The following is a 12583-nucleotide window of genomic DNA, read 5'->3' as shown; positions in this document are numbered from 1 at the left end:
CGACCTCACCTGACTTTAACCCCGATTGGGTAGGGTCGAGGCTCCAGGGGAATGGGATCAGGTCAGCCATGTTTGTCGAACGCGAAGCCTCCGTTGGCGAACCGACTTCGCAGGAGCGCCGCAACATCCAGCAGAACGACAAGCGGATTCTGGGCAATGTCGTGCAATGCGACGGCGCGCGCGCCACCATCAGTGCCCATGCCGAAGACACCGAAGGCGCGATCAGCGGCCTTTGGACGGTCGGTAAGATGATCTCCATCAATCTCGGTTCGACACGAACGGTCGGCCTTGTCTATGCCATCGGCAAATCGGATCGCGCCTGGAACCACGAAGGGCAGAATCCGATCGAAGTCAGCGTCGAACTGGTCGGCGAGGTGCGCGACGGCGTCGAGCCCGGCGCCAAGCCGGTGTTCGACCGTGGCATCACCACCTACCCGCATATCGGCGCCATTGCTCACCGCATCCGAACCCGCGACCTGCAGGCGGTCTACGATCTGGCCGGGCGCCATTCGGTGACGATCGGTACCCTGTCGCAGGATGAATCGATCGATGCCAACATCGCCATCGACGACACGCTGGCGCGTCATTTCGCCATCGTGGGCACCACCGGTGTCGGTAAGTCGACAGCTGTCTCGCTGCTGTTGCGCAAGACGATCGAGGCGCGTCCGGATCTGCGCGTGCTCATCCTCGACCCGCATAACGAGTTCGCCGCCTCGCTGCCGGAATATTGCGTGAAGGTCGATTCCAAGACGCTCGACCTGCCGTTCTGGATGTTCAGGCTGGAGGAGTTCGCCGAAGTGCTGTTTCGCGGCCGCGAGACGGTGCCCGAGGAAGTGGATGTCCTGCGCGACCTGATCCCCGCCGCCAAGAACCTTTACCGCAACCCGAATTCCGGCACCTATGTCAGGCGCGGTAGCGACGCGCTGACGGCGGACACGCCAGTGCCCTACCGCGTCGCTGATCTCATCAAGCAGATCGACGAGCGCATGGGCATGCTCGAAAGCAAGAACGACCGCCCGACCTTGAAGTCGCTGAAAACGCGAATCGAATCGGCGGCAGCCGATCCGCGCTACCGCTTCATGTTCAATTCGCGGCTGATCGAGGACACCATCCACGAAACGATCGGCAACATTTTCCGTGTCCCCAACCATGGACGCCCGGTCACCTGCTTCGAGATGGCGGGCATGCCTTCGGAAGTCGTCAATTCGGTCTGCTCGGTGCTGGCACGCCTGGCCTTCGACCTGGCGCTGTGGAGCGAGGGCCGGCTGAAGCTGCTGCTGCTTTGCGAGGAAGCCCATCGCTACATGCCGGCCGATCCGCGTCTCGGCTTCGCGCCGACAAGGCACGCGCTGTCGCGCATCGCCAAGGAAGGCCGCAAATATGGCTGCTATCTCGGCGTCGTCACTCAGCGTCCGGGCGAGCTCGACCCGACCATCCTGTCGCAGTGCTCGACCTTCTTCGCCATGCGGCTTGCCAACGAGCAGGATCAGGCCATCATCCGCTCGGCGATCGCCGATTCCTCGGCCTCGACCTTGGCGTTCCTCTCCTCGATGGGGCAGCGCGAAGCCATCGCCTTCGGCGAAGGCGTGGCGACCACCATGCGGCTGAAGTTCGAGAAGCTGCCGCAGGAGTTCATCCCGGGCACCGCCAAGGGCGAGAAGATCGAGTCTTCCGTGGATGGCAACGACGTCGATCTCGCCATGATCGTCGAGCGGCTGCGCAACGTGCCGAAACCGCAGCAGGCCATGGCCTTCGCTGAGGCTGTGGATTCCTCCCGCCAGGCCGGCGACCCGGACTACAAGAAGCCGGCCACCGCCGCGCGCGTGCAGCCGGACGACGACTTCGACACTCGCTACGGCCTGAAGCCCTCGACGTTCGGCATGCGCCAGCTCAACGATTGAGCCTCCATTCTAATCTAGCCCGCGGTCGGTTCGAATAGGCAAATCTCGTCAGGAAATTCGTCAGGCTGAGTCGAATGGAGTCGCTGTCGAGAACCGGAGCGGAGCGGACGTAAAGTCCGTGAGCACCGGAAGCGCAGAAAGCGGCTCCAGGCGGCCAGCCTCACGAATTTGATGATGAGATTTTAGGCGCAGACGCGGTTGCGGCCTTGCTTCTTCGCCTCATAGAGCTGGCGGTCGGCACGGCGGTAGAAGTCCTCCGCGCTCTCCTTGTGATCCCAGACGGCAAGGCCGACGCTGGTGGTGACCTTCAGCCGCACATTGCCCGACATGATCGACATGTTGGCGACCGCCTTGCGGATGCGCTCGGCGAACCTGGCGAGCAATTCGACATCCATGTTGGGGGTGACGACGGCAAACTCCTCGCCGCCCAGCCGCGCCACCACGTCGTGATAGCGCGTCATGCCCCGCAGGCAGGTGGCGACGGCCCTCAGCACCTCGTCGCCGACGTCATGGCCATGCGTATCGTTGACCTGCTTGAAATGGTCGAGATCGAGGATCATCAGCCCGACCGGCCTGTCGATGCGGCGAAACTCGTGGAGATATTCGCGCAGCGCATCATCGAAATAGCGGCGGTTCTGCATTCCGGTGAGACTGTCGGTGAGCGCCGCCTGCTCGAGCGTCTGCGAGCGGGCGCTGAGCGAAACCGTCATGGCCCTGAGCTTGCCCTCTTCCCGCACCTGGCCGCGGATCAGCGGGTAGATGAAGAAGGTGCCGAAGAACAGCGCGGTTGCCAGCAGCGCCCCGGTGACGAACAGAAGTTTGTTGAGATAGACGATTCTGTCGACGCGCGATGCGGCATCGAGGTCGGCGGCGATGTCCTGCAACTGGCCATAGGCATGGAAGGTCACCAGGCCCGCGGCCAGGATCACAAAAATAAAGACGAAAAATGCGGATTCCGCCTTATGGAAACGCATCAACTCCCCGCGGCACTGTAGCCCCAAAGGTTATGGCATGGCCGACCTTACGGACCGTTAATCCGAACAACCCTGGCGAGAATTGGAGCCGGCGATTTTAAGGCGCTGATTGAAAAAGCTTTTAGTCAGTCCTGAACAGCCGGTTCGTCGCCCGGCCGCAGCCTGCGCCACTCCGCGCCCAGCTGATGCCTGAACCATGTCGACTGACGCTTGGCATATTGCCGGGTCGCGATCTTGGCGCGCTCGATCGCTTCGGGAAAACCCAAGTGTCCGGCCATGGCCGCCTGCAGCTCCCGCACGCCGATCGCTTTCATCGCCGGCAGGTCCGGATCGATGCCGAGCGCGGTGAGTCGACGCACTTCGTCGAGAGCGCCCTTGTCGAGCATCTGGTCGAAGCGCGCGTCGATGCGCCGAACCAGTTGCTCGCGGTCCGGCTCGATGACCAGGAAGCGCGCGCTGTCGCGATCGATCAGCGGCCGTCCGCGCACCGCCTGCCATTCGAGGATCGAGCGCCCGGAAGCGTCGAGCACTTCGAGCGCCCGCACGATACGCTGGCCGTCGGTCGGCCTGAGTTGCATGGCCATAGCCGAATCCTCGTGCATCAGCAGGCGATGCAGCCTTTCGGCCCCTTGCTCCTTGAGCTCGTAGCGCCAGCGCTCGCGAACGGACGCCGGAATGTCCGGCATATCCGAGATGCCTTCGGTCAGCGCGCGAAAGTAGAGCCCGGTGCCGCCGACGAAAACGACCGGACGGCCCGACAGCACGCCGTCTTCGATCAGCTTTGTCACGTCGCGCAGCCAGGCGCCGGTGGAATAAGCGGTGGCGGGATGGACATGGCCGTAAAGGAAATGCGGAACGCGTGCCATTTCGGCGGCGCTCGGCCGCGCCGTCAGGACGTCGAGCACCGAATAGCCCTGCATGGAATCGGTGTTGACGATGATCCCGCCATTGCGTTCGGCGAGATCGAGCGCCAGCGCCGACTTGCCGCTGGCGGTCGGCCCGGCTATCAGGGTCGCGTTCTTGATGCGGCCTTCGCCCGCCTGCCTGCCGGAATCTTCGATGCCGCTGATCGCCACTTTAGTGTCCCGTCCAGAAGCCCGCGCCGTGCCGGCCTCGCTTGCGAATATGGCCTTGCGGGCCGCCGGCGCAAGCGCCGTTCATTGGCTGGCTGAGGACGTCGCCTGCGACCTCGTTTTGCCGCAGACGCCGGATATCGGCAAAATGACCGCCAATCTGCGCGCGGCGCTGGCTTCCGAGCCGGTCGACGTCATCGTCCAACCGGCCGAAGGCAGGCGCAAGAAGATCCTGCTCGCCGATATGGATTCGACCATGATCGACCAGGAATGCATCGACGAGCTTGCCGACGAGATTGGCGTCAAGGATCATGTGGCGGCGATCACCGCGCGCTCGATGAATGGCGAGATCGCCTTCGAGCCCGCCTTGCGGGAGCGCGTCGCCTTGCTGAAAGGCCTCGACACAGCCGTGGTCGACCGCATCATCGCCAACCGGCTGACGCTCGCCTCCGGCGGCCGCGCCTTGGTGCAAACGATGCGCGCCAATGGCGCCTGGACGGCGCTGGTCTCCGGCGGCTTCGACGTCTTCACCAGCCGCATTGCCGCCATGCTGGGCTTCCAGGAAAACCGCGCCAACCGGCTGATCGAGAAGGACGGCACATTCACCGGCATGGTGGCCGAACCGATCCTCGGCCGCGCCGCCAAGGCCGAAGCGCTGCTCGATATCGCGAAGAGGCTCGGACTGACCACCGAGGACGCGATTGCGGTTGGGGACGGCGCCAACGACCTCGATATGATCCGTCTTGCCGGCACTGGCATCGCGCTTCACGCCAAGCCGGCTGTGGCCGAGCAGGCCCGCATCCGCATCGATCACGGCGATCTGACCGCGCTGCTCTATCTCCAGGGCTATCGCCGGGATGAGTTTTCAGAATGAAGCCGATCCGCACCGAGCGCCTCATCCTGCGCAACTGGGAAGAGCGCGACCGCGCGCTTTTCCACCGCATCAACTCCGACGAGCGCGTGATGGAATTCTTCCCGTTCCGCCGCGACCGTGCGACCGCCGACGCCATGATGGACGAATTCCGCGGCTGGATCGAGGAGGATGGCTACGGCTTCGCCGCCGCCGAGATAGCGGCCACCGGCGAATGCATCGGCTTCGTCGGCCTGCTGGATACGGATGATGTGCCATCGCTACCGGACGGCACGATCGAGATCGGCTGGCGGCTGGCGGCGGAATTCTGGGGCAAGGGCTATGTCACCGAAGCGGCTGAAGCCTGGCTCGCCTATGGCTTCGAAACGCTTGGCGTCGACGAAATCGTATCGTTCGCGGTCGCCGACAATCATCGTTCGGTCGCAGTCATGAAGCGACTCGGCATGCAAGCCGATGCGGGCGCCGATTTCGATCATCCGAGCGTTCCCGACAGCCATCCGCATCTCAAGCGGCATGTCCTCTACAGGCTGTCGCGCCGCGACTGGCAGGCACGAAATAGGGCGGCTCGCTAGCCGCCCTATTCATTGAAACATCAATCGGTTACCGGACGTTCCGACTTAATCCATCCGGATCGTCACGAAGCGCAGTTCGCCGGTCTTCGACGCCAGCATCAAGAGCGCGTTCTTGCGGCCCTGCTCCTTCAGCGCGCCGATCCGGTCCATCACGTCCTTCGGCGTGCCGACCGATTCCTGCGCGATCTCGGTGATCACCTCGCCGGGCTGGATGCCGCGCTCGGCCGCCGCCGAATTCTTGGCGACGTCGGTGATGACCACGCCGGACACATCGGCCGCGATGCCGAACTTCTGCCGTGTCTGGTCGTTGAGCTCGCCGACCGTCATGCCGAGCACCGAGGCCGTCGACACCGGAGGCGTCGCCTTGTCGCCCTTGTCCTGGTCGGTGTTGCCGTTCTCGCCGCTGGCCAGCTTCTCGCCGTCCTCCAGCCGTCCGAGCGTCACCTTGACGGTCTGCTCGACGCCCTTGCGCACGATGACGACGTCGACCGCCTTGCCGACCGGGCTTTCGGCGACGACACGCGGCAGGTCGCGCATTTCATGGATATCCTTGCCGTCGAACTTGATGATGACGTCGCCGGCCTGCACCGACCCGTTGTCGACCGGCCCGCCCTTGATGACGCCGGCCACCAGCGCGCCCTTGGCGGTCGCCATGCCAAGGCTTTCGGCGATGTCCGCCGTCACCGGCTGGATGCGCACGCCAAGCCAGCCGCGCCGCGTCTCGCCATACTGGCGAAGCTGGTCGACGACGCCGGCGGCAAGCTGCGAAGGGATGGAAAAACCGATGCCGATAGAGCCGCCCGACGGCGAGATGATTGCCGTGTTGATGCCGATGACTTCGCCCTCGGCGTTGAACAGCGGGCCGCCGGAATTGCCGCGGTTGATGGCGGCGTCGGTCTGGATGAAGTCGTCATAGGGGCCGGAATTGATGTCGCGGTTGCGCGCCGAGACGATGCCGACCGTCACCGTGCCGCCCAGGCCGAAAGGATTGCCGATCGCCATCACCCAGTCGCCGACGCGCATCTTGGTGGAATCGCCGAATTTCACCGCCGTCAGCTTGTGACCCTTGGGGTCGACCTTCAGCACCGCGACATCGGTCTTGGTGTCGGTGCCGACGAGCGTCGCCTTCAGCGTGACGCCGTCGGAGAAATTGACTTCGATATCGTCGGCATCGGCGATGACGTGGTTGTTGGTCACCACAATACCCTGCTCGGCGTCGACGACGAAGCCGGAGCCGAGCGACTGCACCTTCTGCCCGGCGCCGCCCTTGTCGCCGCCACGGTTCTTGAAGAAATCGTCGAAGAAGTCCTGGAACGGGGAGCCCTCGGGCAGCTGCGGCATCGGCACCGCGCCCGGCCCTTCCGTGCCTTTCACCGTCTGTGAGGTCGAGATGTTGACCACCGCGCCAAGCAGGCGCTCGGCGAGATCGGCGACCGAGGGCGGCCCGTCGGAGGCGATCGTCGGTGTGACGAAGGACGGGACGGCAACAATGCCGACCCCAAATGCGGTGGCGCCGGCGAAGACCATGCGCCGCGCCGCGCGCAACAGGGTGTCGGATATCATCGTGGCCTCCCGGTGTGTCTGAAAGGACAGGCGTTTTCCGCAAAGACGCCCTGTTCGGCTCATGTTGGCAAGAAATACGGCACGTTTGCGGCTATGCCAGTCTTCTCAGGATAAATCGTCCGTCGCCGCGGCACCAATGAATTTCATCAGCCGCGAACCAGCCACACAATGGCGACGCCAACCGCGATTGCCGCCAATCCTCCGAACCGCAGCGCGTTCTCGGGCATCGACTGCATTTCGCTCGCCAGTTTCCGGGCAAGGCCCGGAAACCCGCCATAGACCAGGCCCTCTATCACCAGGACCAGCCCGATCGCCGCGACAAAGTCCTGCACCGCCGCTACTGGGCGGTGCTGGGTTGCGCGGCCGGTGCGGCAGGCGTCGCGGGCGCGGCCGGCTGCCCGGGCTGAGGCTTGCTGCCCGGATCGCGGAAGTAGCGGAAGAACTCGGATTCGGGCGAGAGCACCATCGTCGTTCCGGTGCTGTCCAGCGCCGTGCCGTAGGCATTCATCGAGCGATAGAAATCGAAGAAGGCCGGGTCGCGCTTATAGGCGTCCGCGAAGGTCGCGCTGCGCTGCGCCTCGCCCTCACCGCGCAGGATCTCCGATTCCTTCTGCGCCTCGGCGACGATCTCGACGACCTCGCGGTCGGCACGCGCCCTGATGCGCTGCGCCGCCTCGTTGCCGCGCGCCCTCAGACGCTCGGCTTCCGCCAGGCGCTCGGCCTTCATGCGGTCATAGGTCTGCTGCGAGACCTCCGCCGTCAGGTCGGTCCGGCGGATGCGCACATCCTCGATGTCGAGGCCGAGTGAGGTCGCATCGGGGCGAAGCTGATCGCGCACCTCGCGCATCATGACGCCGCGTTCCTCCGAAAGCGCGGCCTCGAAGTCGCGCAGGCCGTAGACACGGCGCAGCGCCGCATCGAGACGTGTCCGCAGCCGTGCCTCGGCCAGTTCAACCTGACCGGACACCGCCGCGCGGAACGTGCGCGGATCCGAGATGCGATAGGCGATGAAGGCGTCGACCTCGTAGAACTTGCCGCCCGAGACCTGGACGCGGATGTTGTCGAGGTCGAAGCGCATCACCCGCTTCTCGACCATCTGCACGCTGTCGGCATCGAAGAAGGCGAACGGCGCCTTGAAGTAGATGCCGGGCTCGTTCTTGACGTCGATGATCTCGCCGAACCTGAGCACGATCGCCTGCTGGCCGGCATTGACGACGAACACCGCGGAGTAGAGCAGGAACAGAAGGACAGCCGCGATGACGGCGATGATGGGAAGACGGTTGGCCATCACTGGTTGCCTCCCGTCGTGACGCCGCTCAGCGGGGCCGGCGCCGGCTGCGCTTTCGGCTGCAAAGCCGGCAGCGGCAGGTAAGGCAGCACGCCCTGACCGTTCCCCTGCTCGACGACGACCTTGTTGGAGTCCTTCAGGATCTTCTCCATGGTTTCGAGGTAGAGGCGCTTGCGCGTGACGTCGGGCGCCTTGGCATATTCGTTGTAGACGGAGATGAAGCGCTGCGCCTCGCCTTCCGCCTCCTGCACCACGCGGTTCTTGTAGGCGGCGGCGTCCTCGCGGACCTGAGCCGCCTGGCCGCGCGCCTGGCCGAGCTTCTGGTTGGAATACTGGTTGGCCTGCTCGACGAACTTGTCCTCGTCCTGCTCGGCGCGCTGCACCTCGTCGAACGCATCGGCCACCTCGCGCGGGGGCGCTGCGTCCTCGATCGAGACTGCGTTAACCTGGAGACCGGTCTTGTAGCCGTCGAGCGTGCCCTGGATGATCTCGCGCACCCCGGTTGCGATACCCTGGCGGTCGTCGCGGAAGATGTCCTGCGCCGGCCGCCGGCCGACGACTTCGCGCATGGCGCTCTCGGCGACCTGGGTCAGCATGCCGTCGGGATCTGAAACATCGAACAGATAGGCTTTGGGATCGGAGACCTGGTAGGCGACCGAGAACTGCACGTTGACGATGTTCTGGTCGCCGGAGAGCATCAGCCCGGAACCGCTGCTCGACCCGCCGCCGATGCTGACGAGCTGCTCGGAGATCTTGGCGGTCTCGACCGTTTCGATCGGCCACCAATGGAAATGCAGGCCCGGCTGCGAAAGCTCGGACTTCGGCTGGCCGAAGCGCAGTTCGACCGCAACCTCGTCGGGCTGCACGGTGTAGATCGCCTTGAAGGCCCACAGCACGATGAGCGCCACCGCGATCAGCCCGAGCACGGCGGGGCTCGCGCCGCCGCCGCCCGGAAGCGCGCGCCGCAGCCTGTCCTGGCCGCGGCGGATGATGTCCTCAAGATCGGGGGGCGAACCCTGCGGGCCGCTTGGCCCTTTCGGTCCCTGCCCCCAGGGGCCCTGATTGCCGCCGCCGCCCCATGGGCCGCCGCCACCGCTCTTGTCGTTCCAGGGCATGAATGTCCTTTCGCTTCGGTTCCCTCGGGCCTTGCGGCGCAATCCTAGCGCATGACCACGAAAACCCATATCGGTTTTCGAAAAGGAATCATGCCCCAAAATCAAAGTATTACGGCGGCCTGTTGCGCGTCCGGTTGGACGCGCGCCGCTGCAACACCGTTCTTCTATAGGGACGCCTTGACCCGCTTTCAACGCGATGTGCCATCGTCCCGTGCGATTTGGACGGGTAGCGACCCTTTGTCGTCGTCAACGATCGTCGCGCCGGCGCTCGTAAACCGTGTAACGCGTGGCGTGGCTGTCTTTCTCTCCGGCAGGAAAATCCTCGGCGCTGACGACTTGCCAGATGCTTGGATCGATCGGCGGGAAATGCGCATCGCCATCGACGCTGGCCAGCACATGGGTCACATGCAGCCGGTCGGCAAGCGGCAAGGCCTGGGCATAGATCTCGCCGCCACCGACCACGCAGACCTCCTCAACTCCCGCCATGCAGCGTCCGCGCACCCTGGCCAGCGCGATCGCGTCATCCAGCGAGTGGGCCACCTCGATGCCCTCGGCGCGCCAGGCCTTGTCACGCGTCACCACGATATTGAGCCGGCCGGGCAGCGGCCGGCCGATGCCTTCATAGGTCTTGCGGCCCATGATGATCGGCTTGCCCATCGTGTCGGCCTTGAAGCGCTTGAGATCGGTGGAAAGCCGCCACGGCAGGCCGCCTTCGCGGCCGATCACGCCGTTTTCGGCGATGGCGACATAGATCGCGATATCCATCAGCCGCCGTTCCCGCCATTGTCCGACGGCTCGAGCAGAAGGATGTCGATATCGTGCTCGGGATAAAAATCCTTCGCGGTGACCTCGAACGTCGTCGGCCCGACCTTTTTGACATTGTCGCCGCAAAAGGAGACGAGGTTTTTGGGGCTGCCCTTGTCGATGGTGAGCTTGAAATTGCCAATCGTCCCGGCCGCCCAGTTGCCGCCGGTGGTCAGGATATAGGCGATGCGGCTCTCGTAATATTTCGGATAACCGTCCGGATTTGCCTTGGCCGCCTTGCGCACCGCGTTCTCGAACGTCTGATCCATGCAATAGCGGGTCTTGTAGGCCGCATACTGGCCCTGGAACTGCCCATCATAGAAAAAGCTGACCGAGGAGGTGCCCCCGACGCTGGGCTTGTAGCGGTGCGAGACATGAACCTCCTTGTTGGCCGGGAAGGTCGAGCGCCACCAGTAGGTCGAGCGCAGCTGCCAGAACGGCGCAAAGGTGGTTTGCATGCCCGAGCCGTCATCGGCGGTATCTTCGATGATGATGCCGCGATCTTCCCAGTCCTTGGCGACATCCTTGGGCAGCTTCGCCAGCGCCGCCTTGGCGGCGCCGCCGAATGGATAGAGCGGCACGTTCTGCGCCTTGAGGTCAGCGGTGATGTCGATGCCGAGCGCCAGCGCCTTTTGCTCCAGCTGCGGCTTCGCATCGACGCCGTCGATCGTCACCTCGAAGCCGAGGAAATTATCGCTCTGAGCCTCCGGGATTGCCGGCATCTCGTTCGGATCGCCCTCGATGTCGGGCATCGGGAACGCGACTATGGAGCTGACATCCTTGTCGGTGTTGTTGCGGAAGACATAGTCGACCGTCACCTTCTCCGGCGAGATGAAAAGGTCCTCGCTCTGCATGGCGACGGCGTCGCTGCGCGACAGGATCAGCCCGCCTGTGCCGAGCTCGGCGACGGAATCATTGGCGAAGGCCGGAGCGGCCGTTATTACAAGCGCTGCGGTCGTTACGGTGCGTAACATGGACCCCCTCCTCTGTGCCGCGATACCCGGATCAGCCGGATGCGCTCTTCCATCTATCCGTTTCAAGATAGCGTTTCAAAGCCCTTCGTCACCGGATACGGGTACTTCTGGACACCGCGTCGCCGATCGGGCAGGAGATCGCCATGCGCAAGCTTCTCGTCATCGGCATCGGCGCCGGCAATCCCGACCACATGACGGTCCAGGCCATCGACGGCCTGAACCGCGCCGACGCGCTGTTCATTCCCGACAAGGGAGCGAAGAAGAACGATCTTGCCGATCTGCGCCGGCAGATCTGCGACCGCTTCGTCACCAATCCGAAATCGCGCCGGGTCGAGTTCGATGTGCCGGTTCGGGCCGAACCGACATCGTCCTATCGTGTGACAGTCGACGACTGGCACGAAGCGATCGCCGAGATCTATGAGGCTCTGATCCGCGACGAGCTTGCCGAAGATGGCTGCGGCGCGTTCCTGATCTGGGGCGATCCGTCGCTCTATGACAGCGCGCTGCGCATCCTCGAGCGCGTGCGCCTGAGAGGCAATGTCGGTTTCGAGCTCGAGGTCATCCCCGGCATCACCGCGATCCAGGCGCTGGCCGCCGCCCACGCGACCGCGCTCAACCGCATCGGCGATTCGATCCTGGTGACGACCGGTCGCCGGTTAACCGAAGAAGGACTGCCAGCCAATGCCGGCTCCACCGTCGTCATGCTCGACGGCAAATGCGCCTTCAACACGGTTGCCGACAAGGACGTCCTTATCCAGTGGGGCGCCTATCTCGGCACGCCCGACGAGATCGTCATCTCCGGACGCCTGGGCGACGTCGGTGCCGAAATCGAAAGGGTTCGTGAAGACGCCCGCCGCAAGAAGGGCTGGATCATGGACATTTATCTGCTCAGGAAATCAGGGGAGTAGGGGAGTAAGGGAGTAAGGCAATAGGGGGCGCACATCGCATGCGCAGGCGGCCAGGACATCACATCCTACTCCCTACTCCCTACTCCCTACTCCCTACTCCCTACTCCCTACTCCCTACTCCCCTACTCCAGCATCGATCTCCGCCTGCAGGGCCTGCATATGGACGGCGGCGGCCGATGAAGCGGCGCGCTCTATGGCGCGAAACCGGCTGACGACCGCCAAACCCGCCGATGTCAATTGCGCGCCGCCGCCCTTGCGGCCGCCGGTCTGCGCCGCGACCAGCGGCTTGCCGAACACGCGGTTCATGTCCTCGACCAGATCCCAGGCATGCTTGTAGGACATCTCCATGCCGCGCGCCGCAGCCGAGATCGAGCCGAAGGCGGCGATCTGCTCCAGCAATTCGATCTTGCCCGGGCCGATCCGGCCATCGGGGTCGAGATTTATCCGCAGGCTGAGCGACGGCATTTCATCTCCTCGGATTCCACCGCACGACAATAGTCCCTATGGGAAGGACGCGCTATTCCAAATATACATAGCGAC

The 12583-nt window shown here is 64.2% G+C and carries 13 protein-coding genes; 4 read left to right on the top strand and 9 right to left on the bottom strand.

Going from position 1 to position 12583, the window contains the following annotated elements; translation table 11 throughout:
• Positions 1 to 68: 68 nt before the first annotated feature.
• Positions 69 to 1901 (top strand): ATP-binding protein, encoded by a 1833-nt coding sequence (locus tag LB523_RS02890; RefSeq protein ID WP_140839838.1) that lies wholly within the window; start codon positions 69 to 71, stop codon positions 1899 to 1901.
• Positions 1902 to 2083: 182 nt separating this feature from the next.
• Here the strand turns inward: LB523_RS02890 and LB523_RS02885 are convergent, their stop codons facing one another.
• Both LB523_RS02885 and miaA read right to left on the bottom strand, forming a co-directional pair.
• The gene (locus tag LB523_RS02885; protein ID WP_140839836.1) at positions 2084 to 2875 is read right to left on the bottom strand and encodes a GGDEF domain-containing protein; all 792 of its coding nucleotides are present in this window, start codon (positions 2873 to 2875) and stop codon (positions 2084 to 2086) included.
• Between the two features lie 125 nt (positions 2876 to 3000).
• Positions 3001 to 3945 (bottom strand): tRNA (adenosine(37)-N6)-dimethylallyltransferase MiaA, encoded by a 945-nt coding sequence (gene miaA, locus LB523_RS02880; protein ID WP_224600995.1) that lies wholly within the window; start codon positions 3943 to 3945, stop codon positions 3001 to 3003.
• Between miaA and serB the strand changes: the two genes are divergently transcribed.
• Both serB and LB523_RS02870 read left to right on the top strand, forming a co-directional pair.
• Positions 3935 to 4822, top strand: a complete 888-nt coding sequence (serB, locus tag LB523_RS02875) for a phosphoserine phosphatase SerB (RefSeq protein ID WP_224600840.1) — start codon at positions 3935 to 3937, stop codon at positions 4820 to 4822. The genes miaA and serB overlap by 11 nt on opposite strands.
• Positions 4819 to 5391: a GNAT family N-acetyltransferase gene (locus LB523_RS02870; protein ID WP_224600838.1), complete on the top strand. Its 573-nt coding sequence runs from the start codon at positions 4819 to 4821 to the stop codon at positions 5389 to 5391. The genes serB and LB523_RS02870 overlap by 4 nt, the downstream gene beginning before the upstream one ends.
• Positions 5392 to 5436: 45 nt before the next feature.
• Here LB523_RS02870 and LB523_RS02865 read toward each other — a convergent pair whose 3' ends face one another.
• From LB523_RS02865 to LB523_RS02840, 6 genes are all read right to left on the bottom strand, one after another.
• Positions 5437 to 6954, bottom strand: a complete 1518-nt coding sequence (locus LB523_RS02865; RefSeq protein WP_224600837.1) for a DegQ family serine endoprotease — start codon at positions 6952 to 6954, stop codon at positions 5437 to 5439.
• Between the two features lie 146 nt (positions 6955 to 7100).
• A complete protein-coding gene (locus tag LB523_RS02860) occupies positions 7101 to 7286 on the bottom strand; it encodes a DUF2065 domain-containing protein (protein ID WP_095764777.1) in 186 nt (61 codons plus the stop codon).
• A gap of 5 nt (positions 7287 to 7291) precedes the next feature.
• Complete coding sequence (gene hflC, locus LB523_RS02855) at positions 7292 to 8242, bottom strand: protease modulator HflC (RefSeq protein WP_224522814.1); 951 nt, start codon at positions 8240 to 8242, stop codon at positions 7292 to 7294.
• A complete protein-coding gene (gene hflK / locus LB523_RS02850; RefSeq protein WP_140839826.1) occupies positions 8242 to 9357 on the bottom strand; it encodes an FtsH protease activity modulator HflK in 1116 nt (371 codons plus the stop codon). The genes hflC and hflK overlap by 1 nt, the downstream gene beginning before the upstream one ends.
• Before the next feature lie 246 nt (positions 9358 to 9603).
• Complete coding sequence (locus tag LB523_RS02845) at positions 9604 to 10122, bottom strand: dihydrofolate reductase (protein WP_224522816.1); 519 nt, start codon at positions 10120 to 10122, stop codon at positions 9604 to 9606.
• Positions 10122 to 11135, bottom strand: a complete 1014-nt coding sequence (locus LB523_RS02840; RefSeq protein ID WP_224600836.1) for a DUF4424 domain-containing protein — start codon at positions 11133 to 11135, stop codon at positions 10122 to 10124. Before LB523_RS02840 ends, LB523_RS02845 begins: the two co-directional genes overlap by 1 nt.
• A gap of 143 nt (positions 11136 to 11278) precedes the next feature.
• On the opposite strand from LB523_RS02840, the gene cobF reads away from it, so the two are divergent.
• On the top strand, positions 11279 to 12043 hold the full coding sequence (gene cobF, locus LB523_RS02835; RefSeq protein ID WP_224600835.1) for a precorrin-6A synthase (deacetylating): 765 nt from the start codon (positions 11279 to 11281) through the stop codon (positions 12041 to 12043).
• 114 nt (positions 12044 to 12157) lie between these two features.
• Here the strand turns inward: cobF and LB523_RS02830 are convergent, their stop codons facing one another.
• On the bottom strand, positions 12158 to 12508 hold the full coding sequence (locus LB523_RS02830) for a winged helix-turn-helix domain-containing protein (RefSeq protein WP_140727877.1): 351 nt from the start codon (positions 12506 to 12508) through the stop codon (positions 12158 to 12160).
• Positions 12509 to 12583: the final 75 nt, after the last annotated feature.

It is taken from the genome of Mesorhizobium sp. ESP-6-4 (assembly GCF_020164735.1).
Lineage (GTDB): Bacteria > Pseudomonadota > Alphaproteobacteria > Rhizobiales > Rhizobiaceae > Mesorhizobium.
This window is presented reverse-complemented; position numbering and strand designations above follow the sequence as displayed.